Source organism: Epibacterium sp. ABV4_022, assembly GCF_056159345.1.
This window is the reverse complement of sequence record NZ_JBSWVA010000001.1, coordinates 2,868,880-2,892,615: the sequence shown is the minus strand read 5'-3', so window position 1 is coordinate 2,892,615 and position 23,736 is coordinate 2,868,880. Positions and strand designations below refer to the sequence as shown.

At 64.7% G+C, this 23,736-nt stretch carries 26 protein-coding genes; 13 read left to right on the top strand and 13 right to left on the bottom strand.

All coding sequences use genetic code 11. The features are described 5' to 3' along the window. Positions 1-74: 74 nt before the first annotated feature. On the top strand, positions 75-1,040 hold the full coding sequence (locus tag ACXAF5_RS13730; RefSeq protein ID WP_474947009.1) for a hypothetical protein: 966 nt from the start codon (positions 75-77) through the stop codon (positions 1,038-1,040). A gap of 106 nt (positions 1,041-1,146) precedes the next feature. Here ACXAF5_RS13730 and ACXAF5_RS13725 read toward each other — a convergent pair whose 3' ends face one another. From ACXAF5_RS13725 to ACXAF5_RS13710, 4 genes are all read right to left on the bottom strand, one after another. Continuing rightward, positions 1,147-2,640, bottom strand: coding sequence for an inorganic phosphate transporter (locus tag ACXAF5_RS13725; RefSeq protein ID WP_474947008.1), 1,494 nt, complete (start codon positions 2,638-2,640; stop codon positions 1,147-1,149). A 100-nt stretch (positions 2,641-2,740) separates the two neighbouring features. Then, entirely contained in the window at positions 2,741-3,199 is a 459-nt protein-coding gene (locus ACXAF5_RS13720; RefSeq protein ID WP_474947007.1) for an NUDIX hydrolase, read from the bottom strand. Positions 3,200-3,362: 163 nt separating this feature from the next. Continuing rightward, positions 3,363-5,858: an ATP-dependent helicase HrpB gene (gene hrpB, locus ACXAF5_RS13715; RefSeq protein ID WP_474947006.1), complete on the bottom strand. Its 2,496-nt coding sequence runs from the start codon at positions 5,856-5,858 to the stop codon at positions 3,363-3,365. 26 nt (positions 5,859-5,884) lie between these two features. Then, a complete protein-coding gene (locus ACXAF5_RS13710; protein ID WP_474947005.1) occupies positions 5,885-6,634 on the bottom strand; it encodes a DUF3108 domain-containing protein in 750 nt (249 codons plus the stop codon). A 124-nt stretch (positions 6,635-6,758) separates the two neighbouring features. Here ACXAF5_RS13710 and meaB point away from each other — a divergent pair, with 124 nt between their 5' ends. From meaB to ACXAF5_RS13690, 4 genes are all read left to right on the top strand, one after another. Next, positions 6,759-7,760, top strand: a complete 1,002-nt coding sequence (gene meaB / locus ACXAF5_RS13705; protein WP_474947004.1) for a methylmalonyl Co-A mutase-associated GTPase MeaB — start codon at positions 6,759-6,761, stop codon at positions 7,758-7,760. 302 nt (positions 7,761-8,062) lie between these two features. Next, positions 8,063-8,353, top strand: coding sequence for a 50S ribosomal protein L28 (gene rpmB, locus ACXAF5_RS13700; protein ID WP_239320722.1), 291 nt, complete (start codon positions 8,063-8,065; stop codon positions 8,351-8,353). 163 nt (positions 8,354-8,516) lie between these two features. Then, entirely contained in the window at positions 8,517-8,861 is a 345-nt protein-coding gene (locus ACXAF5_RS13695) for a hypothetical protein (RefSeq protein WP_474947003.1), read from the top strand. A gap of 80 nt (positions 8,862-8,941) precedes the next feature. After that, on the top strand, positions 8,942-9,454 hold the full coding sequence (locus tag ACXAF5_RS13690; protein WP_474947002.1) for a copper chaperone PCu(A)C: 513 nt from the start codon (positions 8,942-8,944) through the stop codon (positions 9,452-9,454). Positions 9,455-9,505: 51 nt separating this feature from the next. Here ACXAF5_RS13690 and ACXAF5_RS13685 read toward each other — a convergent pair whose 3' ends face one another. Beyond that, on the bottom strand, positions 9,506-10,207 hold the full coding sequence (locus ACXAF5_RS13685; RefSeq protein ID WP_474947001.1) for an NAD-dependent deacylase: 702 nt from the start codon (positions 10,205-10,207) through the stop codon (positions 9,506-9,508). 126 nt (positions 10,208-10,333) lie between these two features. Here ACXAF5_RS13685 and ACXAF5_RS13680 point away from each other — a divergent pair, with 126 nt between their 5' ends. After that, complete coding sequence (locus ACXAF5_RS13680; protein WP_474947000.1) at positions 10,334-10,780, top strand: low molecular weight protein-tyrosine-phosphatase; 447 nt, start codon at positions 10,334-10,336, stop codon at positions 10,778-10,780. 55 nt (positions 10,781-10,835) lie between these two features. Here ACXAF5_RS13680 and ACXAF5_RS13675 read toward each other — a convergent pair whose 3' ends face one another. From ACXAF5_RS13675 to ACXAF5_RS13665, 3 genes are all read right to left on the bottom strand, one after another. Continuing rightward, positions 10,836-11,801 carry a LysR family transcriptional regulator gene (locus ACXAF5_RS13675; RefSeq protein ID WP_474946999.1) on the bottom strand — a complete coding sequence of 322 codons (966 nt, stop codon included), beginning with the start codon at positions 11,799-11,801 and terminating at the stop codon, positions 10,836-10,838. Between the two features lie 259 nt (positions 11,802-12,060). Continuing rightward, on the bottom strand, positions 12,061-12,378 hold the full coding sequence (locus tag ACXAF5_RS13670) for a hypothetical protein (protein WP_370645679.1): 318 nt from the start codon (positions 12,376-12,378) through the stop codon (positions 12,061-12,063). A gap of 5 nt (positions 12,379-12,383) precedes the next feature. After that, positions 12,384-12,560, bottom strand: a complete 177-nt coding sequence (locus ACXAF5_RS13665; protein WP_474946998.1) for a hypothetical protein — start codon at positions 12,558-12,560, stop codon at positions 12,384-12,386. 29 nt (positions 12,561-12,589) lie between these two features. On the opposite strand from ACXAF5_RS13665, the gene lepA reads away from it, so the two are divergent. Continuing rightward, entirely contained in the window at positions 12,590-14,389 is a 1,800-nt protein-coding gene (lepA, locus tag ACXAF5_RS13660) for a translation elongation factor 4 (protein ID WP_239361770.1), read from the top strand. Between the two features lie 366 nt (positions 14,390-14,755). Further along, positions 14,756-14,938, top strand: a complete 183-nt coding sequence (locus tag ACXAF5_RS13655) for a CTP synthetase (protein WP_239361751.1) — start codon at positions 14,756-14,758, stop codon at positions 14,936-14,938. 46 nt (positions 14,939-14,984) lie between these two features. Here the strand turns inward: ACXAF5_RS13655 and ACXAF5_RS13650 are convergent, their stop codons facing one another. Further along, the gene (locus ACXAF5_RS13650) at positions 14,985-15,122 is read right to left on the bottom strand and encodes an entericidin A/B family lipoprotein (RefSeq protein WP_239320748.1); all 138 of its coding nucleotides are present in this window, start codon (positions 15,120-15,122) and stop codon (positions 14,985-14,987) included. A 318-nt stretch (positions 15,123-15,440) separates the two neighbouring features. Between ACXAF5_RS13650 and ACXAF5_RS13645 the strand changes: the two genes are divergently transcribed. From ACXAF5_RS13645 to ACXAF5_RS13630, 4 genes are all read left to right on the top strand, one after another. Then, positions 15,441-15,725, top strand: coding sequence for a TraR/DksA family transcriptional regulator (locus ACXAF5_RS13645; protein ID WP_474946997.1), 285 nt, complete (start codon positions 15,441-15,443; stop codon positions 15,723-15,725). A gap of 245 nt (positions 15,726-15,970) precedes the next feature. Next, a complete protein-coding gene (locus tag ACXAF5_RS13640) occupies positions 15,971-16,624 on the top strand; it encodes a protein-L-isoaspartate O-methyltransferase family protein (RefSeq protein ID WP_474946996.1) in 654 nt (217 codons plus the stop codon). 168 nt (positions 16,625-16,792) lie between these two features. Beyond that, positions 16,793-18,214: a TolC family outer membrane protein gene (locus ACXAF5_RS13635; protein WP_474946995.1), complete on the top strand. Its 1,422-nt coding sequence runs from the start codon at positions 16,793-16,795 to the stop codon at positions 18,212-18,214. Between the two features lie 75 nt (positions 18,215-18,289). Further along, the gene (locus tag ACXAF5_RS13630) at positions 18,290-19,489 is read left to right on the top strand and encodes a hypothetical protein (protein ID WP_474946994.1); all 1,200 of its coding nucleotides are present in this window, start codon (positions 18,290-18,292) and stop codon (positions 19,487-19,489) included. Positions 19,490-19,673: 184 nt separating this feature from the next. Here the strand turns inward: ACXAF5_RS13630 and ACXAF5_RS13625 are convergent, their stop codons facing one another. Together ACXAF5_RS13625 and ACXAF5_RS13620 are read right to left on the bottom strand one after the other, a co-directional pair. After that, entirely contained in the window at positions 19,674-21,140 is a 1,467-nt protein-coding gene (locus ACXAF5_RS13625) for a cobyric acid synthase (protein WP_474946993.1), read from the bottom strand. 205 nt (positions 21,141-21,345) lie between these two features. Continuing rightward, positions 21,346-21,663 carry a DUF6280 family protein gene (locus ACXAF5_RS13620; protein ID WP_011539313.1) on the bottom strand — a complete coding sequence of 106 codons (318 nt, stop codon included), beginning with the start codon at positions 21,661-21,663 and terminating at the stop codon, positions 21,346-21,348. Positions 21,664-21,890: 227 nt separating this feature from the next. On the opposite strand from ACXAF5_RS13620, the gene efp reads away from it, so the two are divergent. Then, the gene (gene efp / locus ACXAF5_RS13615) at positions 21,891-22,454 is read left to right on the top strand and encodes an elongation factor P (RefSeq protein ID WP_239320765.1); all 564 of its coding nucleotides are present in this window, start codon (positions 21,891-21,893) and stop codon (positions 22,452-22,454) included. Between the two features lie 166 nt (positions 22,455-22,620). Here efp and ACXAF5_RS13610 read toward each other — a convergent pair whose 3' ends face one another. Together ACXAF5_RS13610 and ygfZ are read right to left on the bottom strand one after the other, a co-directional pair. Further along, a complete protein-coding gene (locus ACXAF5_RS13610) occupies positions 22,621-22,788 on the bottom strand; it encodes a hypothetical protein (protein WP_474946992.1) in 168 nt (55 codons plus the stop codon). 159 nt (positions 22,789-22,947) lie between these two features. After that, the gene (ygfZ, locus tag ACXAF5_RS13605; RefSeq protein WP_474946991.1) at positions 22,948-23,694 is read right to left on the bottom strand and encodes a CAF17-like 4Fe-4S cluster assembly/insertion protein YgfZ; all 747 of its coding nucleotides are present in this window, start codon (positions 23,692-23,694) and stop codon (positions 22,948-22,950) included. Between the last annotated feature and the right edge of the window lie 42 nt (positions 23,695-23,736).

Below are 23,736 nucleotides of genomic sequence, written 5' to 3'. Positions count from 1 at the left end.
GGCAGTGGCTCTGGTCAGCCGGTTGCGGCTCTGACAGGGTGGCAATGAAACACGCATCCGAAAGGACCGGTATCATGGCGGAAGGACATATCGTGGTTCTGGGCGCCCCGGCACCTGCCGGGTTCTGCGCTGCGCTCTGGGCTGCGGCCGGGCATATGGTCACCTGGATTGCGCCACCGGACTGGCACGCGGCCTATCTGCGCGACGGGGTGCATCTGACCGATCACAGCGGCCTTGATGCGCGTGTGGGCGCCGACACGCTGGCCTGCACCACCGGTCCCGAGATCCTGAGCGAGGCTGCGATGATCGTGGTGCTGTCCGCTACACCGGAGGCGTGCGCCCTGCTGCGCGCGGCCGAGACCGAACCGGCGACCGCGCCGGCGTCCCGCGGCGCTGCTGCGGCACCCGTGCTGCTGTTTCACGCCGGGCCTGCGGTATCGATGGCCGACGGCCCCTCCGATCCGCGGCCTTCCTCTGCGCCGTCGGTCGAAGGGGTGCTGCCCTGGCAGGTGGAGGTGCGGCAGCAGGCGGGACCGCGTCGGCTGCACCGCTGTGGGAGCGGACCGCTCTTGGTGTCAGAGGCGGCCGGGGCAATGGCCCGGGAGCTTGATGTACCCTGCCTGGAAACCACCACCCATCGGGATATTCCCGGCCTCCTGTGGGGGCTGCGACTGGCGGAGCTGTTGCGTATCGATGCAGGCGGGGCGGAGGCGCCGGATCTGCCGGAACACCCGCAGGCCTTATTGCAAGAGGCGCTAGGCACTCTGGCACAGGCGGGCATACGGCCCTGTTTGCCCGGCGGCTTGCCCTTTGCCCTGCGGGTTGGGCTGTGGCGGTCACGCCTGTTGCCAGCCTCCTGGCGCGACGGGCTGGCAAGGCCGCACTGGCCGTCGCCGCTGGGGGACCGGCGCGCCGCTGCAATCGAGACCATGTTGGCGCAGCTTCTCCGGATGGGGCGGCGACATGGGGTCGAGATGCCGGAGACCGCTGCCTGGATCGACCGTCGCAGGCAAGGCGCGCCACTGGCGGCGGAGCGCTGATCCAGGCCCACCACGCAGAGTTATTTGCGACGCGCTGTCCAGGGCGCACTGACAGGCGGGCAGGCGGGCGGCAGGCCGGCCGGGGTGGGCAGGCGGGCCGGGGCGCTCAGCGACCGAGCAGATGCAACAGCGTATAGATCCCCGCCGACAGGGCGGCCGACAGCGGCACGGTGATCAGCCAGGCGGCGAGAATGGTCAGCACATGGCTGCGGCGGACCAGACGCCGGCGGCTGCGGTCCTCGCGCGGCAGGCCGGGACGCGCGGCGCGGGCGCCGATGCGGCGGGCGCGGGCGGCCATGTGCTCGCGGTAGAAGCCGACGCCGAACACGGCACCGACCGCAACATGGGTCGAGGACACCGGCATGCCGAGCCAGCTGGCCACGATCACGGTCAGCGCGGCGGAGGTGGAGACACAATAGGCGCGGATCGGGTTGAGCTTGGTGATCTGGCTACCGACCATGTTCACCAGCCGGGGGCCAAACAACAACACCCCCATCGCCATGCCAAGCGCTCCGATCACCAGCACCCAGAGCGGCACCGGGATCGGGGCAAAGGCGTTGATTTCAGCCGGGTGGGTGCCGCCGCCGCTGTTGGTCATGACCTGCATGATCGTGGCCAGCGGTCCGATCGCATTGGCGACGTCATTGGCGCCATGGGCAAAGGACATCAGCACCGCGGCGATCACCAGCGGCAGGCGGAACAGCGCCTTGATCGCGCCCTTCTGGTGTTCCAGCTGGGCCGCGCGGCGCAGCACCACCGGGCGGGCGACCAGATAGGACAGAGCACCGGCGACCAGCCCGGCCAGTGCGGCCTGTTCGGGCGTGGGGCTGGCGATGCGGTCCGGCAGCTTGAGCGCGAAGAACACGGCAAAGGCCCCGCCCATGCCAGCCAGCAGCACCGGCACCCAGCGCCGCGCGGCGGCCATCTTGTCCGGGCGGTTGCTGATCAAGCGCTGGATCAGCGCCAGCAGCGCCATCGCCAGCGCCGCGCCGATCAGCGGCGACAGCATCCAGCTGGTCGCGATGCCACCGAAGGTCAGCCAGTCCACGGCGGCAAACCCGGCGGCAGCGGTGGTGGCGCCGAGGATGGCGCCGATGATGCTCTGGGTGGTGGAGACCGGCGCCCCCAGCCAGGTGGCCAGATTGACCCAGAGCGCCGAGGCGATCATGGCCGACATCATCGCCTGCACCATGATCTGGGGCGCGCTCACGGCCGAGGGGTCGATCAGGCGGCGGGACACCGTGGCGACCACCTCGCTGCCGCCCAGAAGCGCGCCGGTGACCTCTGCCAGCGCCGCGGCGATCAGGGCGGCCGTCATCGGCAGGGCCTTGGCGCCCACCGCGGGGCCCATGTTGTTTGCCACGTCGTTGGCGCCGATGTTGAGCGCCAGATAAGCGCCAAAGACCGCCGCCACCATGGCCATGATCGTGGTGGGCGAGGTGCCCAGCACCAGGGCGGCCTCCAGCCCGGCCAAGGCCATGAACGCCAGCGCCAGCCCCAGCCCCAGCAGCGGACGCACCACATAGCCGGTGACCCGCTCCACCTGGTTCAGGCGGGCGAGATCCTTGTCCAGGGATCGCCAGTCGGGGCGGGTCGTCATGGGGTTGCCTTCCTTGCGCGCGCCTGCAGTCCCGGGGTGCGCGGGGGACCCTGGCGCAGGCACAGGCTGAGATCGGAATGTGACACCTGCATCACGGCGATCAGAAATTGTTCAACAAATCGCGCAGCTCCGGTTCGTCGACACGGGTTGCGGCCTCGGCCGGGGACATCCAGCTGCGGATGCGTTCGTGGGCTTCGGGAAAGCACTCCTGAAGCTCCTGTACCTCCACCGCGTAGACCAGCGTTTCCAGCGGTTCAACAGCGCCATTGTCGAGACGCTTGTCGTAACTGTAGCAGCCCAGGGGTGTCTCGTCGAAGCGGCTTTTGGCGACGCCGGCCTCTTCCCAGGCTTCCTGAACGGCGCTTTCGGCGCTGGTCTTGCCCGCCATCGGCCAGCCCTTGGGCAACACCCAGCGACCGGTGTCGCGGCTGGTGATCAGCAGGACCTCACGCCCGGTATCGGTCTGGCGATAGCACAACGCCGCCACCTGCAGCCGTCGCGGGCGCGACAGCATCGGCAGGAGGGTCTGGGACCAGAGCTTGTTGAGGGCGTTCAGCATGGGTAGCGGTCATGGTCCGGAGGTGTCCGGGCGGCCTTGTTGGTTGCATGTGGCGATTGACCGACGGCACCTATGCAAAACCGACCCTGTTTGCAACGATTAAATGACAGGGGTGTTTGAAATTGCCCGAAATCAGCCCTTTATTTGTGGGAAAACGCACGTTTCAGCTGCGCGGGCGGGCACGCAGGGTCGCTTCGGCCTGGGTCGGGTCCTCGGGCCAGGGGTGTTTGGGGTACTGCGCGCGCATGTCCTTGCGCACATCGGCGTAGGAGCCGGACCAGAATCCCGGCAGATCGCGGGTGATCTGGATCGGGCGCCGGGCAGGCGACAAGAGCGTGACCTTGAGCGCCACACCCGCCACGGTCGGGTGGCGGGTGACGCCGAACATCTCCTGCAGGCGGACCTCGATCCCCGGCGTGTCGCCCGCGTAATCAATGGGGATCTTGCGCCCGAGTGGTGTCACGAAACTGCCCGGAACCTCGCGGTCAAGGAGCTGGGTCTGTTCCCACGTCAGTGCCGCGCGCAGGGCCGGGAGCGCGTCGAACCCCTTCCAGTCGGCGTTCGTGCGCACGCCGGTGAGCATGGGCAGCAGCCAGTCCTCGAGGGTGGCCATCAGGCCCGCCTCGGAGAAATCCGGCAGGTCGTGGCCTTCGGCGCGCAGCAGTTCCACGCGGGTGGCAAGCCGCGCGGCGGCGGGCGACAGGCGCAGGCCGAGGTCACGCACACCGTCGAGCATGGCGGTGGCGGTGGCCTCGGGCGGGACGTCCTTCCAGATGCGGTCGTCCAGCACCAGCGCGCCAAAGCGTTCCTGTTTGCGCGCCACCACGCGGCGGTCGCGTTTGGACCAGCTGCAGAGATCCTGCCAGTGGATCTGATCTGCAAACAACGTGCGGATTTCGGCCAGGGTGATCTGTGTGGCAAGGCGGATCCTGGCCTCGCGTGGATTGCCGTCGCTGTCGGTCACCACAAGGTAGGGGGCCGCGGCCAGCGGGTCGGAATTTTCCAGCACCGCACCCTTGCCGCCGGAAAGCACATAGCGGGCATCATCGCCCTTGCGGCGCTGCGCCACCCGATCCGGATAGGCAAGCGCGGCCATGGCCGCCGGCGAGAGCGGATCTGATGTGGCGGGGGCGGCGGGGCTGCCCGCGGCGCGGGGCGCAGCGTCGTTCTGCCCGCCGCGTTGCCGGCGCAGGCGCTTTGCCTCGCTGGTGATCGCCTGGAGGGCGGGGGTCTTGACCTGATAGGGGCGGCGGTCGCGGAAGCGGCGCAGATCCCGCAGCGCCTCAAGGCGCAGCGCCAGATCCACCGGCGCGCCGCGCAAGGGATCGCGGTCCGCCATCAGCGCCGCCAGCGTCGCGCTGTCCGGTCCGGCCACCGCCAGCATATGCGCCAGACGCGGGTGCAGGGGCAGCTGGGCCAGCGCGCGGCCATGGTCGGTGATCCGCATCTGCCCATCAAGCGCGCCGAGCATCTGCAACAGGGCACGCGCTTCAGCGAGACTGCCGGCAGGCGGCTGGGTCAGCAGTGGCAGATCCGCAGGCTCTGCCCCCCAAAGCGCCAGTTCCAGCGCCAGACCGGTGAGGTCTGCGGCCTCGATCTCGGCCGGGGGATAGGCCATCAGCGCGCCTTCTTCGCCCTTGGACCAGAGCCGATAGCAGGTGCCCTCGGCCACGCGACCGGCGCGGCCCTGCCGCTGGGTGGCTTCGGCGCGGGTCACGCGTTCTGTCACCAGCCGCGACATGCCTGCACCGGGATCGAACCGGGCGCGGCGGGCCTGTCCCATATCCACCACGACACGGATATCCTCGATCGTCAGGGAGGTTTCGGCGATGGAGGTTGCCAGCACCACTTTGCGCCCCTCGGAGACGGGGGCGATGGCGGCGCGTTGTTCGGAGAAGGGGAGGGCGCCAAACAGCGGGCGGATCTGGCAGTGGCCGGGCAGCCGGGCCTCCAGCGCGCTGGCGGCGCGGCGGATTTCGCCCTCGCCGGGCAGGAACACCAAAAGGCCACCGCCGGTCTCGCGGGTCTCCCCTTCGGCGCGGGTGACCAGATCCACCAGCGCGTCCAGCTTGCGTGCGTTGGCGGGCAGGGGGCTGTCGAGCCAGCGGGTTTCGACTGGGTAGCTGCGGCCCTCGGAGGTGACGATGGGCGCATCCATCAGGGCCGCCACCGGGCTTGCATCCAGCGTGGCGGACATCGCCAGCAGCAAGAGATCGTCGCGCAGGGCGCCTGCAACCTCGAGACAGAAGGCGAGCCCCAGATCGCCATTGAGGGAGCGTTCGTGAAATTCGTCGAAGATCACCGCGCCGACGCCCGGCAGATCCGGGTCCGATTGCAGCATCCGGGTCAGGATGCCTTCGGTGACAACCTCGATGCGGGTGGATTTTGAGATCTTGGCCTCGCCGCGCACCCGGTAGCCGACGGTCTGACCGGGGCTTTCCCCCAAGGTTGACGCCATGCGCTCTGCCGCCGTGCGGGCGGCGAGGCGGCGGGGCTCTAGCATCAAGATGCGCCCGGTGGTCAATCCCGCCTCAAGGATTGCAAGCGGCACCTTGGTGGTCTTGCCCGCACCGGGGGGCGCTTGCAGCACCGCACGGCCCCGCGCGCGCAGAGCATCAATCAGGTCGGGAAGCGCGTCATCAATCGGGAGCCGTATCATGGCGGCGCTTATCGCCAATCGCGGGCTTAACGTCCAGCCTGCGTCAGCCCACCTTGCAGCGTGACAGAGCCAAAAACCGTGGCGACCTTGGCGGTGGACATGTGGAAACGCCCCTCCGGCCCGGCCTCGTATCTGAGTTCGAGGTCAAAGGACTTTGCCCGCGCCAGGTCCTGTGCGCTGTAGCCGTCTTCGCGGTGCAATGTGCCCCGGCAGACAAACCCCGCTCCCCGTGGACGTGGCGGGCCCAGCACCAGCCGCGTGCGCCGTGCCCCATCAAAGATCGGCTGATCGAGAGCGCAGAGGTGATCTGCTGCTTGCGGCGCCACTGCGCGGAAAATGGCGGTGGCCGGATCAACCGTGTCGCGCTGGTGCTCCGGGCGAAGAGGCGGTGTGTCAGAGCCAAGACGTCCACCCGTGACGCGGGGCACGCCATTCGCATAATCGAGGTGGGCCGTCGATTGCCGCCGCCCGGTGTTGACGTTTTCGAGGAACCACGCTGGCCGAGGGCCTGCGGAGGTCCAGCGCCCCAGTGCCTGCATCTCGAAATGAACCTTTGCCAATAGCGCCACCGCACCGGTCGAGGTAAAGCGACTGCGCACGCCGTAGGTGCCACCGCTGCGCTGGCTGGCAAGGGTGAAGGTGCCAAGTTTGACGCCCAAGCCCCGCACAACATAGTGCTGTTGATCGCTTGTGACCGGTTCATGCGCAATCACAGCCACGGGCGCTGTGAAGGCCGCGAGCAGGACGAGCCCTCCGAGGACAAGGTAACGGCGCATCAAGGCACTTCCTTTTCGATCTCAAGCGCGTGTTTCAAAGCGGCATCGGGGTTTTGCAGCCGCGCCACTGGACAAGCGCGCCCCGGCTGCGCCATCAATGCGCGGCAAGGACGAGAGGCGCGCCATGGACATCGCACAGCTGAGTGACAGGATCTTGAACGCGGACCGTCGGGCATTGGCCCGCGCGATCACATTGGTGGAAAGCGCCCGTCCGGATCACCGCGCGCAGGCGGATGAGTTGCTATCGCACCTGGCCAAAAGCGACCGTCAGGCGCTGAGGATTGGATTGTCGGGCACGCCCGGGGTGGGAAAATCCACCTTTATCGAGGCCTTTGGCATGATGCTCATCGGGCAGGGGCTGCGGGTTGCGGTGCTGGCGGTTGATCCCAGCTCGGCGCGGTCTGGTGGATCAATTCTGGGGGACAAAACCCGGATGGAGCGGCTCAGTCGTGAACGCGCGGCCTTCATTCGCCCCAGTCCCAGCCAGAGCCACCTTGGTGGTGTTGCCCGCCGCACCCGCGATGCGGTGGCGCTATGCGAGGCGGCGGGGTTTGACGTGGTGCTGATCGAAACCGTGGGGGTGGGGCAATCGGAAACCGTTGTGGCGGAACTGTCCGATCTGTTCCTGTTGCTGCTGGCTCCGGCGGGCGGCGATGAGCTTCAGGGCGTGAAGCGCGGCATCATGGAGATCGCCGACATGATTCTGATCAACAAGGCCGATGGCGATCTGAAGGCGACGGCGACTCGCACCTGCGCCGATTATGCCGGGGCGCTGCGGCTGTTGCGCAAACGTCCGCAAGATCCCGATGGCTTTCCCAAGGCGTTGATCGTCTCGGCGATCGAGGCCGCGGGGCTGGAGGCCGCATGGGCAGAGGTGCAGGCGCTGGCGCAGTGGCGGCGCGACAACGGGTTCTGGGATCAGAACCGGGCGCAGCAGGCGCAGTACTGGTTTTCCGAGGAGGTGCGGCAGGCGCTTCTGGCGCGGCTTCAGACCTCTTGGGCCAAGTCGCGCATGACGGAATTGTCGAAAAAGGTGGCCGAGGGGGCGCAAACCCCACAAGAGGCTGCGCGCGATCTGTTGACGGGTTTGGGTGTCGCGGAGCTTGATCCGTCGCGCATGGGCTAGGATCTGCGATTCAGATACGACGGTTGGGGGTGTTCACGGCCTAATATGGCGTGCACACGCTTGCATCTTGGCCCCGAAATTGTAAAAGCCCGCCAGCGCGGTCGGGGATGACGCGAGAATGTCAGCTAGAGTGCCATAAAAGCGTTGCATATGGCTTGACCATCTTTGCGATTCCTCCTAAACGCATCCAACCAGTTTTCGGGCGCAGCCAATGGCAGCGCCCTTGTAATTTGGCGACTGATTCCCAAAGGCCGGGCAGGCCGCACACGGGTCGGGACGCCGCAGATACGAAGGATAACACCATGTCGCGCCGTTGCGAACTGACCGGAAAAGGCCCGATGACTGGCAACAATGTCAGCCACGCCAACAACAAAACCCGTCGCCGGTTTCTGCCGAACCTGAACGACGTCACCCTGCAGTCCGAGACTCTCGGCCGCGGTGTGAAGCTGCGCATCTCCGCAGCCGCCCTGCGTTCCGTTGACCACCGCGGTGGTCTGGACGCCTTCCTGGCCAAAGCCAAGGACGAAGAGCTGTCCGATGCCGCTCTGAAGGTGAAGAAAGAGATCGCAAAGGCACAAGCCGCGCAGGCCTGATCGGCCCGCCCCTCTTGTGATCCTGCCCGGATTTAACAGAAAGACCGTTGGTTCAGCGCCAGCGGTCTTTTTGCATTTGCGTGGAGGATGGGCGCGACTCTTTGCCCGCGCCTTGCGCAAGGGGCTTGAGGCGGAGGCCTCTTCCTGAGATATGACGGGGCCAATGACAGTGTTCAGACGGTATATCGCCCTGCTGCTGACTGCGGCCCTGCTGCTGACCGGCCATAGTGCCGCCGCCAGCCGCTTTGACCGTGATGCCACGGGGCAGGTGATCCTGTGCACCGGCTCCGGCCCGGTCACCGTCTATGTCGATGAAAACGGCGAACCAACGGGCGCGCCGCATATCTGCCCGGATTGCATCACCCATCTCCTTGATCTGGTTCAGGGCGCTCCGGCGCTGCTGGCACCGGTTGCAACGGCGCGACAGGCGCCCCGGCTGCCGTCGCGCGCGCAACGCGACGCTGCACCTGAACGCACGGCCCGAGCGCGCGCGCCGCCGCTGGTCTGACATCCCCACACGTTCGAAGTCAGACCGGTCGCAGCGCCTGCGCCCGGAACCCCCCTGTTCCCGTCTCAAGGAGACCAACCATGACCCTGAAATCCCTCGGCCTTTCCGCCGTTTTCTCCGCGCTCGCAGCTGCTGCCGTCGCCACCTCCGCCTCGGCGCAGATGGTTGTGCATGACGCCTATGCCCGTGCCTCCAACAAGATGGCCGGCGCCGCCTTTATGGAGATCATCAACGAAGGCGACGCAGATGACCGCCTGATCGCTGCGCGCTCCGATGTGGCCAAGCGGGTGCAGCTCCACACCCACGCCGAAGACGCCAATGGCGTGATGAAGATGACCCATGTCGAAGACGGCTTTGCCATCCCGGCCGGTGCGACCCATCTGCTCCAGCGCGGCGGTGACCATGTGATGTTCATGGGGCTGAACCGGGAACTGGCGGACGGCGACACAATCGACGTCATCCTGGACTTCGAACAGGCCGGTGAAGTGGCGATCGAGGTCCCCGTCGACATGGCGCGCATGCCCGAGGGCGGACATGGCGGCCACGGCGATCATTCGGGTCACGGTGACGATCACGGTGACCACTCCCACTAACACCATTCCTCGCGACAGATCTGACAAGCCCCGGTTGACGCCGGGGCTTCGTCATTCTGGGCCGTCACGCAGCAGCGCCCGGACCCAATCGGGCACCACCTCGGTGGCCGGGCCAAATCGGCGCTCGTCGAAGGCGTGGTTGATGTCCGAGGGGGCCAGATTGAGCTCGACCGTCTGTGCCCCGCCATAGGCCGCCTCCTGCACAAAGGAGGCAGCCGGCTGCACCTGACCGGAGGTCCCGATCGCCGCAAACAGGCTGGCCTCCGCCAGGTGGTGGCCGATCTCGTCCAGGTGATAGGGCACCTCGCCGAACCAGACCACGTCAGGGCGGCTGCGGGGCGCATGGCAGGCGGGGCAGGTGGTGTCGGTGGTCATCTCCTGCGGTGCGGGCCAGCGATGATCACAAGCGGCGCAGAGGGCACCGGCAAGCGTTCCATGCATGTGTAGCACGTTGCGCGATCCGGCTGCCTCATGCAGCGGATCGACATTCTGGGTGACAATGACCACGTCGCCGGGCCACCGCTGTTCCAGCTCCGCCAGAGCGCGATGGGCGGCGTGCGGCGTCGCGTGGGCGGCCTGCTGGCGACGCGCGCTGTAGAACCGATGCACGCGCGCGGGATCCCGGGCAAAGCCCTCGGGGGTGGCGACATCTTCGATCCGGTGTTGCGACCACAGGCCTTTTGCGTCGCGAAAGGTGCCAAGCCCGCTTTCGGCGGAAATGCCCGCGCCGGTCAGGATTACGATTTTGGTCATGGCGGGATCTCCTGTCGGGGCATCTGCTACCGGGGGCTTGGCCCGTCAGTGCAAAACCTGACATAGAGAGCGGGGCGGGTAAACACGGACCACCGTCCCCGTTTCTTCTGACCTGAGAGAGTAGCGATGCGTAAAATCCTGTTTGTCTGCCTTGGCAATATCTGTCGTTCTCCGGCGGCGGAGGCGTTGTTTCGCGCCCGCTGCCCGCAGATCGCCACCGACAGTGCTGGCACCTCGGACTACCATATCGGCGATCCGCCCTATGGGCCGATGCAGGCGGCAGCGCTGGCACGGGGCGTTGACATGTCCGATCTGAGGGCGCGGCAGGTCTCGGCTGAGGATTTTGCAGCCTTCGACCTGATTGTCGTGATGGATCATGCAAACCGGCATGAGGTCGAAGCCCTGCGCCCGTCGGGCTCCACCACGCCGGTGATGCTGTTTGCGCCCATGGCCGGGGCGGCCGCGGTGCAGGAGGTCCCCGATCCGTATTACACGCGGGATTTTGACGGCTGTCTTGATCTTCTTGAGGCCGCAGCGGCGGGATTGCAGCGTCATGTGGCGCTGTCGGACTGACGCGCGCCCCCGGTTCGCGGAAGGGGCGCGTAGGGCGCGTGTCGGGCAGGCGGACCTAGGCCTCCAGCACCCGCAATTGCCCAGCGAGCCAGGGCAGCCGGTTCACCGCCGGGGCAATCATCTGGCTTTGCACCAGACGCCGCATGGTTCCGGCCACTTCGAGCGGCACGGTGTCAGGCCAGTCGGACTGTGAAAACAACGAAATGCGCCGGGTGAATTCGGTCAAGGGCAGGGCAAAGGCGTCGATCTCGTCGTGGAAACGCGCGGCCCGCATATAGCCCAGCGGGGTGGTGATCGCCCAGCCGATGCGGCGCGCCACCATGGCCATCAGTGCCAGATGAGATCCGATTTCAAACCGGTCCTCGAATTCCAGCTTGCTGCGGCTGAGGTGCGACTCGATCTGTTGCGAGATCAGCTGGTCGCGGGCGTAGCGCAGCAAGGGCAGGTGGTTGAGCTGGTTGCCGACGTCATCGGGGTCGGTGACCGCGCCACGGGGGGCCACCAGGATGAAGGGTTCCTCGACCAGCGGATATTCGGTCACGCCCGGGCGCAGCTCGCCGGTGGAGGCGGCGATGCCGATGTGCAGTTCCTTTGCATCCATGGCGCGGATGATGTCATGGCTGGATGCGGTCACCATCTTGAACCGGCACTGGGTCAGGCTGTCGGCAAGAATGGTGGCGAGCCGCGGCGTGAGGTCGTTGTCGAAATCGTCGATCAACCCGAGCGATAGCGCCGGCAGATGCGACAGATCCATCACCGTCAGCTCGCTCTGGGCCAGCCGCAATTCGCTCAGGACAGCCTGGGTGCGGGAAAGAAAACTGCGCCCGGCGGCTGTCAGAACCATCGGGCGGCGACCGTGATCGACAAGATCCGATCCAAGCGCTTTTTCAAGATTGCGAAGTTGTTGGCTTACGGCCGGTTGGCTCAATCCGGTAATATCGGCGGCCTGCGCGACCGATCCGGACTTTGCCAATGCTTCAAAAACTTCCAACCCCCGAAGTGTGACGCCTTTCATCAGCATATATTCGCTCCAAAAAATCCAAACTCTGATAACTCCGTCACGCGATGCTTCTGCCGGGGGAGCGTCTGACCACTGCACAGTGCAGGCTTTTCCTGCATACATACAAAAATATAGGCCGTTTTTATTTTCATTTGAATAGTTTGGGAAGAGTAAAATTATCCTTTCGGGTAATTTATGGCGGTTTTAGTGGAATCTCAAATGTAATTGGCGCGGCGGCTGGCGGAATTAACCATTTTGAATGGTGCCTGCCGCCACCATTTCAGCCGCAGATTCGTTCGGCGTCGGTTCCGAACAGCTGGTATTTCTTCCACAACCGGGAGTCGCTGCTCTTTGCGGATTGGCGCACTTCTTGTGCGCGATGCGGATCCGAGAACCATTTTGAAACCGTGCGCTGTTCGGATCGGGTCAATCGGCGTTCGGCAACCTGCTGAATGCAATGGCACAGCGACGCCTGCGCCGCGCCGCGGTCGGAGCTGCGGCAGGCGCGTTCGATGGTGCCTGCGGTGGCCTGAGGCGCGACGGGCACAAAACTCAGCGTGGTCGCGCAGAGCGCGGTGACGGATAGAAGTCGGAACACGTGTATCAATCTCCTGTTTGTGCGAAAGGACGCTGACCGATGTCGCCGCGCATATTCCATAGCTCGCGGCTGGTTTTCAATGGCGGATGCGCCGGATCGGCACCAGACGCGGCGCTGTCGCGGTGAAAGCGGTCCTGCGCCTGCAGATGGTGCGGCTCGGACGCATGATCCACCTTGACCAAAGGCGAAATCCCAATCATATGCGCTTGTCATGACAGAGCTCTCGAAAATCCGCAACTTCTCCATTGTCGCTCATATCGACCACGGCAAGTCCACGCTTGCTGACCGCCTCATCCAATCGACGGGGACGGTGCAGGATCGTGACATGAAAGAGCAGCTGCTCGACGCCATGGACATCGAGCGTGAACGTGGCATCACCATCAAGGCCAACACGGTCCGTATCGACTATGAGGCCGACGATGGCGAACGCTATGTGCTGAACCTGATCGACACCCCCGGCCACGTCGATTTTGCCTATGAGGTCTCCCGCTCCATGCGCGCGGTCGAAGGCTCGCTGCTGGTGGTCGACTCGACCCAGGGGGTCGAGGCGCAGACGCTGGCCAATGTCTACCAGGCGATCGACGCGGATCACGAGATTGTCCCGGTGCTCAACAAGATCGACCTGCCGGCCTCCGATTGTGATCGGGTGGCAGAGCAGATCGAGGATGTGATCGGGATCGACGCCACCGATGCGATCCATGTCTCCGCCAAGACCGGCATCGGCATCAAGGAAACGCTCGAGGCCATTGTGCAGCGGCTGCCTGCGCCCACCGGGGATCGGGATGCACCGCTGAAGGCGATGCTGGTGGACAGCTGGTATGATGCCTATCTCGGCGTCATCGTGCTGGTGCGGATCATGGACGGGGTCCTGAAGAAAAGCGACCAGATCAAGATGATGCAGACCGGCGCGCGCTATGGCGTTGACCGGATTGGTGTTTTCCGCCCCGCCATGCAGGTGGTGGACGAATTGGGCCCCGGCGAGATCGGCTTTATCACCGCCTCGATCAAACAGGTGCGCGATACCAAGGTGGGCGACACCATCACCCACGACAAGAAAGGCGCAGAAACCCCTTTGCCGGGCTTTAAGCCGTCCGTGCCGGTGGTGTTCTGCGGTCTGTTCCCCGTGGACAGTTCCGAGTTCGAGGATCTGCGTAACGCGATCGAGAAGCTGGCGCTGAACGATGCGTCGTTCTCGTATGAGATGGAGACCTCCGCCGCGCTTGGCTTCGGCTTCCGCTGCGGGTTCCTGGGCCTGCTGCACCTCGAGGTGATCCGGGACCGGATCGAGCGCGAATATAATATCGAACTGATTACCACCGCGCCGTCGGTGGTCTATCACGTGTTCATGAAGGACGGGGAGATGCGCGAGCTGCACAACCCCGCCGACATGCCCGATCTGACCCATGTCGATCACATCGAAGAGCCGCGCATCAAGGCGACCATTCTGGTGCCGGATGAATTCCTCGGCGATGTGCTGAAGCTCTGCCAGGACCGCCGTGGTATTCAGGAGGACCTCTCTTACGCGGGGTCTCGCGCCATGGTTGTGTATGACCTGCCGCTGAACGAGGTGGTGTTTGACTTCTACGACCGGTTGAAGTCGGTGACCAAGGGCTATGCCTCCTTCGACTATCACATGACCGGCTACCGCGAAGACACCCTGGTGAAGATGGCGATTCTGGTGAACGATGAGCCCGTCGACGCCCTGTCGACTATGGTGCATCGGGATCGTGCCGAAATGCGGGGACGCGCCATGTGCGAAAAGCTCAAGGATCTGATCCCGCGTCACATGTTCAAGATCCCGATTCAGGCGGCTATCGGCGGCAAGGTGATCGCGCGTGAAACCCTGTCGGCGCTGCGCAAGGACGTGACCGCAAAATGTTACGGCGGCGACGCGACCCGGAAACGCAAGCTTCTGGAAAAGCAGAAGGCGGGTAAGAAAAAGATGCGTCAATTTGGCCGCGTGGAAATTCCGCAGGAGGCCTTTATCTCGGCCCTCAAGATGGACGATTGATCCAGAGACCTGAGAAAATGCGAAATAGGAAACCCGGTGCAAGCCGGGTTTTTTGCTGTTCGCTGCGCCGCGTTTGAACGCAGTGGCCCCTTTTAGAGGCCATACCAAGAGGCGGGGGCGGCGAAATCCTGGGCAGATCCCCCCGCGTCGAAACGCCGCCCAGTGATATTTCCCTGCGATACGCTGGGGACAGCCTGAGCGGGAGTTCCTTTAGGCAGAGATATACGCAATATAAAATATTGGGAATTTTCGATTTCTGGAAACGGCGAAACCTATACTTTCGTATAGATGATCCATGTCAATTCACGGGCCGAAACCCTCTGTTATATTTCGCGCAAACGTCGACTTGTGACCAGGAGGGTAAACATGTTTCGCCTTGCGTTGATCTTGCACATCTTCATCGGCTCCACCCTTGCGGGCAGCGCGGTCATCGCAGCGCTGGTGCTGGGGCAGTCCTCGCTGTGGGGGATCCTGATTGCAGCGCTAGTGGGCTTTGTGGTCGCGATCCCGGTCAGCGCCTGGGTCGCCCGCAAGCTCTATGTCGGCTGATGGGCTCGAGAGCGGGCGCTGAGGGGCGGGCGATCCGGCGCGCGACTCAGAGCGCGTCTTGCACGTTTCGTGCGGTGTTCGAGATGGCCTGTCCGGCCTTCTGCAGGTCGCGCCCGGCACCTTTGGTGGTTTCGCAGGCGGCGAGGCTGAGGATCAGGAGGCCAAAAAGCAGCGGGCGGATCATGGCGGCGTGTCTTTCTCATGAGTTTGGTTCAAATTCGGAACCTGTTCAGCATAGGGAAAATTCCCCGATCCCTGCGCAAATGGCAAGAGTGCGATTGGGGGCGTGCGCCGTGTCTCTTTCGCAGGTGCAGAAACGATTTGGCGATGCTTTATCTCGCAAAGGTTGTATTCTTGGCCTAGGCTGATCCCAGCGAGCACCCACCTGAAGATGTGCAGAACGGGCGCAAATTCGCCCGGGGCAAGGCAGCAGCCAGGCAGAGACTTGAATGTCACCGCGTGTGACACAGATCGGATCATACCTGTTTCGGGAGGTTACATCATGGATTTTTCGGCTCAGAAAGAGCGTCTTGAAACCCGGCTCAGCGCGTTGTCGGCAGGGATGCTGGCCGGGCAGGGGTTGTCGGCGCTGACACAGAACGCCAATACAGCCCGGGCCGCACAGAGCCGCGCGGGCAAGACCACGCAGATCACCGAGATCCTGACGGCGCTGGATCGGTTGAAGGCCGGCGAATATGGCTATTGCAGGATTTGCGGCGCTGATCTGACCCACGATCAATTGCGCCAGCATCCCGAGACCCCCTTTTGCGAGTCCTGCTCCGCCTGAACTCTGCCAGTAGCGGGGTCAGGCCAGACCGGCACGCACGTCTGGCCTGATCGCCTGCGTGCGGCAATTCACGGGCGCAGCCAAGGCACAGGTGGCGTGCCGGTGCCGCTGCGGACTGCGTCCAAAGAGGGAGTGACACGAGCCGGGCAGGGGGCGATCCTTGCAATGCGGAAAAAGGGACCGTTGCCGCGACGCCGGCAATGTGGCAGAAGACCAGCAACCGGCTGACCACATGAGTTTTGCAGATGACAGATTTTTCCGCACTCCGCCGCATGATGGTGGACACGCAGATCCGCCCGTCGGACGTGACCAAATACCCGATCATCGAAGCCATGCTGGCTGTCCCACGCGAGACTTTCGTGCCGGACGCCCAGACCGAGGTCGCCTATGCGGATCAGAACGTGCCGCTGGGTGCGCAGCGCGTGGTGCCGGAGCCGCGCACCCTGGCCAAGATGCTGGACGCGCTGGATGTGCGCGAGGATGAGCTGGTGCTCGATGTCGGCTGTGGATTGGGATACTCGACCGCAGTGGTGGCCCGTCTGGCGCAGATGGTAATCGGTGTCGAAGAAGACGAGCAGCTGGCATCCGAGGCGCAGGACCTGTTGAGCGAGAGCAATGCCGACAATGCCATCGTGCATGAGGGCACGCTTGCCGCAGGTGCCGCAGAGCATGGCCCCTATGATGTGATCCTGATCCAGGGCGGTATCGAGGTGCTGCCCGCGGAGATCCTGGCGCAGCTCAAGGATGGCGGGCGCATTGCGGCCCTGTTCATGGATGGGGCCCTGGGCGAGGTCAAAATCGGCTACAAAAGCGATGATCGCGTTTCCTGGCGGTTCGAATTCAACGCGGGCGCGCCGGTACTGCCCGGCTTTGCCAAGGCGCCGGAGTTCGCGCTCTGATCCTCCGCCGTCTGTCTCGATCTTGACACGATCGCCGGAAATTCATGTTGCGCCTCTTCAACTTGTGGTGAGCCTCGCCTATGTTTCTGGTAAACTGACGCCTGCGTAAGTCGGGCGCAAATCGAGTGTAACGGGGGTAGCCCCCAACAAGCGGATCGAGGCGACAGGATGCGAGGATTTTTCAATATACGGCGGGTCAGGGCTCTGGTCTCTGTCAGCGCCGTTGCAACGGCTGCGGCCCTGGTGCCGCAGGCGCGTGCGGACAATCTCACCGATGCAATGATCGGCGCCTATACCAGCAGCGGCTTGCTGGAACAGAACCGTGCATTGCTGCGCGTTGCGGACGAAGGCGTTGCTGCGTCGGTATCGGGCTTGCGTCCGGTGATCTCCACCGCTCTGAACATCGCACGGGATTACAACCGTACCGGGCTTGGCGCCGCGGGCGCGCGGTCGAGCCACAGCACCGGCGCGTCGGTCAGTGTCAGCCTCAACTGGCTGTTGTTTGACAATGGCGCAACCCGTCTGGACACCGCCGCCGCGCAGGAAACGGTTCTGGCCACGCGTCAGACCCTGGTGGATGTGGAGCAGCAGGTGCTGTTCGCGGCCGTGCAGGCCTATGTCAACGTGTTGACGCAACAGGATATCGTCGCGCTGCGCCGCAACAACCTGCGTTTGCTGCAGGAAGAATTGCGCGCCGCCAATGATCGGTTCGAGGTCGGCGAGGTGACCCGCACGGATGTGGCGCTGGCGGAGAGCCAGGTCGCCGAGGCGCGCGCCAATCTGACCGACGCCCGAGGCGCCTTGCTGACCGCGCGGGCCACCTACGAGGAAGTTGTGGGACGTGCCCCGGGCACCGTCACCACCTATCCACCGCTGCCGCGCCGGGCAAACAGCCTGGACGCGGCCCAAGCGCTGGCGCTGCGCAATCACCCCAGCCTGCGGTCGCAGCAGCACGCGGTGAAGGCGGCCCAGCTGACGGCGGACAGCTCCCTGCGCGACATGGGGCCGAGCCTCAACTTCAGCGCCACCGCCTCGCATGGCGAGTTGCACAGCACCGACAACAGCTCTGACAATTTCGATCTGGGGCTGTCGTTGTCGCAGACCATCTATGCCGGCGGCGCGCTGGCATCGGCCCGTCGGGCGGATCTGGCGCGGCTGGATGCGGAGCGCGGCGCGCTGTTGTCGACGCAGCGCAGCATCACGTCGAACGCCGCCAGCGCCTATACCTCGTTTGAGACCGCAGCGGCCAGCCTGGTGTCCTCGACCGAGCGGGTGCGGGCGGCGCAGGTCGCCTTTGACGGGATTCGCGAGGAGGCAACACTGGGGTCGCGGACAACGCTGGATGTGTTGCAGGCCGAGCAGGAGCTTCTGGATGCGCAGACCGCACGTCTGCAAGCCCGGGCCACCCAGGCTCTGGCCGCATATGACCTGCTTCAGGCCCAGGGGCTGCTGACGGCGGAGAACCTCAACCTCGCGGTGGAGCGTTATGATCCCGAGATCTATCACAATCAGGTGCGATCTGCGCCGGCCTTTGTGACCAAGCGGGGGCAGGATCTGGACCGCGTGCTCAAGGCTCTGAGAAAGAACTGAGAATCCGAGGTTGCTGTTGTGTGATGCGGGCAAGCTGGCTAGACTTGTCTCAAGAGGTGAGCTTGGCCAACAAAAATGTCTGAACCCGTTACGCACGCTGAAATCGAAGATGTCCTGTCCTCCATCCGCCGACTGGTTCGCGAAACCGGGCGGAACGAGGGCGGTTCCGGCGGTGAGTCCGCCGCTACGGCAGTTGCAACCGGGCCGGCGGAGCCTGCAAGCCGGCCGGCAACACGTCTGGTTCTGACACCCGCCCTGCGGGTGCCGGACGATGAAATCAGCCGCGCCGACACTGTTTCTCCCGATCCCGAACCCAAACATGCTGCGCCCGAGACCGGGCGCGCGCCCGACGGGGCAGAGGCGCATGACGCGCCGGGCAATGTGTCCCGGGTGCTGGCCGATCAGCTGTCGGCCGGACCGACTGCGGATGAGGCCTCGGATCGTCAGGCGGAGGAGAGCGGCGCAGAGGCTGCGGAATACGCTGAAGAAGCGCCCTTTGTGGCCGTCGAGGACGATGAGGCGGCGGATCTCGGCACTCCGAACGGCACAACAGCTTCGTTGCACATGACCCATCACGCGGAGCTGCGCGAGACGCAGGCCGCGCCTGCGGAAGAGCGAGACGTCGGTGGCGCGATAGAGGCGGTGACAGATCCGTCGGCAGAGGAGATCGCTCTGGAACCGGACGCTGAATCCGAACCAGAGCAGGCGCCGTGGCGCGACCCGAACGCCAAGTTGTTTGACGTTGTGAGCGAGCAGGCGTTGCGCAGCGAAACCAGCGCCCCGGCACTGGACAGCGCCACCTCCCAGCCTCCGCGCGAGCAGAGCGCCCGGGTGGCGGCGGTGGTCCGCCGGATTGCCGAACTCGAAACCGCGGGGCACGGTGCCGGAGAGGCGCCCGCCAGCCGCAACGGCGTGCCTGTGCCGGACCTGAACGAGGATGAGATCGAGGCCGTGCCGGCAAGCGGCCCGTCGGTGGAAACCATTCAGTGGGAAGATCATCTGGACGCAGCCCCTGCGCGCCCGTCGTTCTCCTCCAGCCGCGAGGCCACCGAAGAGACCGCGCGCAGGCTGACGCAGGATGCCGCCGAGGAAACCGCCATGGCGGCGGTGTCGGCAAGCGAAGAGTTTCTCGACGAAGAAAGCCTGCGGGAGCTTGTGTCCGATATCGTGCGCGAAGAGCTGCAGGGAGCGTTGGGGGAGCGGATCACCCGCAACGTGCGCAAACTGGTGCGCCGCGAGATCCAGCGCGCCCTGGCGTCTCAAGAGCTGCTCTGAGGCGTCTTGTTTGGCTGGTTGTTGCCGGGCATCAGGACGCTGACGGAGTGCAGGGCCGGGGGCGCTCCCGCCCATACACCATGTTTTCTGCGAAAACCCGCCGTCTGGTTGGGCCGGGCAGCGGGCTGGCGCCCGCTGCGGGTGCGCCTTGGTGCGGGAGTTGTGGCAACCGCAGGCGGGCCGTTCAGCGCGGGCGGGCGGAGATCGGTTCCGCCAGGTCCAGCAGGTGGTCGATGTCCATGTAGCGCTCCAGATGGGCGGCAAGCGCATCCAGCGTGGCCTCCACACCTGCGTCATAGCCAATGTCGGACTGGTGGCCGAGGTCGGCAAGGAAGCGGGCGCGAAACGCATCCGAGGTGAACAGCCCGTGCAGATAAGAGCCGCGCACGCGGCCATCGGCGGAGGTCGCCCCCTCCGCGCGCCCCTCCAGCGTCAGCCAGGCCCGGGCGCAATCCGGCCCGGTGGTGCGGCCCATGTGGATCTCATAGCCAGACACGGGAAGATCGCCGGAAATCGTGCGCGCGTCGCTCAGGGTCACGCGTTTGTCGCCCGCCATCACCGTATGCACATCCAGAAGGCCAAGCCCCGCAACCTTGCCCGGCTGCCCATCGACGCCGTCCGGGTCGTCGATGGTCTGGCCGAGCATCTGATAGCCGCCGCACAGTCCCAGCACATGACCGCCGCGCCGATGGTGGGCGAGGATGTCGATGTCCCAGCCCTGCGCGCGCAGATACGCCAGATCCCCGATGGTGGATTTGGAGCCGGGGATCAGCACCAGATCCGCATCGCCGGGCAGGGCGCGGCCGGGGGGGATGATCTCAACCGTGACGGATGGCTCAGCGGCGAGCGGGTCGAGGTCGTCGAAATTCGCCATCCGTTCCAGTTGCGGCACCACCACCTTGCAGGCTCCGCCCGCCTGGGAGGCGATGTCCATCATATCCTCGGCCGGCAGTTTCCACGCATCCCAGAACCACGGCACCACGCCCACCGAGGGCCAACCGGTCCAGCGCGCAATGTCATCGCGCCCGCCATCAAAGAGGCTCAGGTCGCCGCGAAAGCGATTGACGGCGAAGGCTTTGATGCGGGCGCGGTCGTTTGCGTCCAGCACCGTATGGGTGCCGACGATCTGCGCGATCACGCCGCCACGGTGGATGTCACCCACTAGCACCACCGGCACGCCTGCGGCCTCGGCAAAGCCCATATTGGCGATGTCCCCCTGGCGTAAATTGGTTTCTGCCGGGGAGCCTGCGCCCTCGATGAGGATAATGTCATGCTGGGCGGCGAGGCGGTGAAAGCTCTCCAGTGTGGCCTCCAGCAGGCCCGCCTTGTCGCGCATAAACGACCCCGCCGCGCGGGTGCCGCGCCGTTTGCCCTGCACGATCACCTGTGCGCCCGTGTCGGTTTCAGGCTTCAGTAGCACCGGGTTCATGTCTGTGTGCGGCGCGAGCCCCGCCGCGCGGGCCTGTAGCGCCTGCGCCCGGCCAATCTCGCCCCCGTCAGCGGTCACGGCGGCGTTGTTGGACATATTCTGCGGCTTGAACGGCGCAACTGAGAGCCCGCGCAGGCGCAATGCGCGTGCCAGTCCCGCCACCAGCATGGATTTCCCGACATTGCTGCCGGTGCCTTGGATCATGAGGGCCTTGGGGATCATTCTGAGCGTCTTTTTCTGCTGTCCGTCCGCGCAGGGTTGCAACGCCCGTGGCCAAAGGTCAATCGCGCAGGTTGGCACAGGTTGGCGCGGGCGTGATCTGTCGGTCCCGTTGGGGCGGGGCGTCTGCAGAACGCAAACCCCAAAAAGAAAAACGCGCCCCCCAGGGACGCGCTTTTCGTTCAAGCATGGCAGCTTATTTAAGCGTTCAGGCCGCTTCGGCCTGCGCTGCGTTCCGACGTTCACTCTCTTCGCGCGACAGCGCGACAGAAGTCCGTACACCGCGACCAACGAATTCCATCAGGCCTTCGACCACACGTTCGTTGGGGTCGATACCTGCGCAGGTCAACACTTCGCGCCCATCGCGCGACCGTGCCCAGCGGGCGATCTGCTCGGGACCGTTGCCGTATTTCTTGTCGTCGGCAATGGCATCATCCAGCGCAGCCAGCACAACCGCCGCAAACAGTTTGCGTGCCCGGTTGCCCTGTTCGTTATTGTATGCGGTGCCGTCAACGAAATCTCGCATCTCGTTTCCTTTGTTGTTCTTGCTATTGCATTTTCGGCGTGACGCTCCTTATGGCGGAATTGTGACGATTCGGGTACCCCAAAGATGCATATCTTTTATGCATCATGTGCATGCCTATTTCGCGGTCACGCCTGCCCTGAAACACGACATATCGTCATCTTGTCAGCCTTCCACCTGCCGGATATAGGGGTGTCCAAGCTGTCATCAACCACCTGAAAGAGTTTTCCATGCCCAAGATCAACGGCAATGAAATCCGCCCCGGCAACGTTCTGGAGCATAACGGCGGCCTCTGGGCTGCGGTCAAAGTCGATCACGTGAAACCGGGCAAGGGCGGCGCGTTTGCTCAGGTCGAGCTGCGCAACCTGCGCAACGGCTCCAAGCTGAACGAGCGGTTCCGGTCTGCCGACAAGGTCGAGCGCGTGCGTCTGGAGCAAAAGGACCAGCAGTTCCTCTATGAGACAGACGGGATGCTGGTGTTCATGGACACCGAAACCTACGAGCAGATCGAACTGCCGGCAGAGCTATTGGGCGATCGCCGCCCGTTCCTGCAGGACGGTATGACCATCGTGGTGGAGTTCTACGACTCCGAGGCGCTGAACGCGACCGTGCCGCAGAAAGTGACCTGCAAGATTGTCGAGACCGAGCCGGTGGTCAAAGGCCAGACGGCTGCGAACTCCTTTAAACCGGCGATCCTTGATAACGGGGTCAAGGTCATGGTGCCGCCCTTTGTGGGCCAGGACGAGATGATCGTCGTCAACACCGAGACCATGGAATATTCCGAACGCGCCTGAACCGCGCGGAACTCAATTTTTAAAGCCTCGGTCCTGCATCCTGCGGGGCCGGGGCTTTTTTCTGCGCACTGAGGGGCAGGTCCGCGCCGCGTAGCGGCGCCGGGCCCAACGGGGGAGGGGGCATTTCAATGCCCCCGAGACGGGCGGGAGCGCCCCCGGATCTGGATCAGCGCGGGATCTCGACGGCATGGCCGCAGCGGTCCATCATCTTGCCATAGGCGGCGGTGAACGCGTTCATCGAGGCCACATCGGTCTGGGTGCTGGCGCGACAGGCGTCCAAGGCGCGCACCTCCATATGAGAGGCCGCTTTCATCCACAGGAGCGCGTTTTTCACATCCTGCCAGCGCGGCGTGTCATCCCATGTCCCATGTTGTCTGCCCGGCCCTGTTCCTGGCCCGGTGCGCGAACCTATTCGCGGGTCTGAACGCGCGCCAGTCTTGCGCGTCGACAGCCAGTGCGCGCAAGGGTAACGGCCAAGGGGTAAACAATTGCCTCAGTCTGCGGGGGCCTCCGGCCAGCGCAGCGCAGTGCCCTCGGCCTCCAGCGCGCCCTTGGCACGATCAAAGCGCAGATAGGCAATCGCCTTGCCGCCGGATTGGGTCAGAACCTGACCCACCGGTTTGCCCGCCGCGGTGATCTGCGCGCCCACCGGAACAGCGCCGTCGATCTCAACCTGTGTCAGACCTTTGCGCAGCTCGGTCTTGTGCTTCATACGGGCGGTGACCTCCTGGCCGACATAGCAGCCCTTGCGGAAATCAACGCCGTTGAGGCGCTCAAAGCCCACTTCAAGGATATAGCTGTCGGGCGTGAGCTCAATGCCGGTTTCAGGGATCACATGCGCCACCCGGATTGCATCCCAGTCGCTGCCGTCATCGCCCGTGGCATCGCCATAAAGACGCCAGCCGAGGGCCGGGTGGCGCGGGTCCATCTGGGCGCCTTTGGGGGCGTCCCCGGTGCCGCGGCTCACCTTTAGGTCGGTCTCGTCGATGGTGACATTGGCGCGCAGCTTGTACATCTTGAGCCGTTTCAGAAGGTCATCTGCCAGATCATTGGCCACATCCAGCAGCACCGCCTCGCCCTCGGGGACGAGAAAGAAATCCGCGAGGTATTTGCCCTGCGGGGTCAGGATCGCCGTATACACCAGCCCTTCGGAGAGGCGGTCAACGTCACTGGTGACCAATCCTTGCAAGAAGCTGTGCGTGTCCGGTCCATGCAGGCGAAAGATGCGGCGGTCGGCCATGTACGTCTCCCATTGGGCTGTTTGCGCGGTCTGCAAAAGATG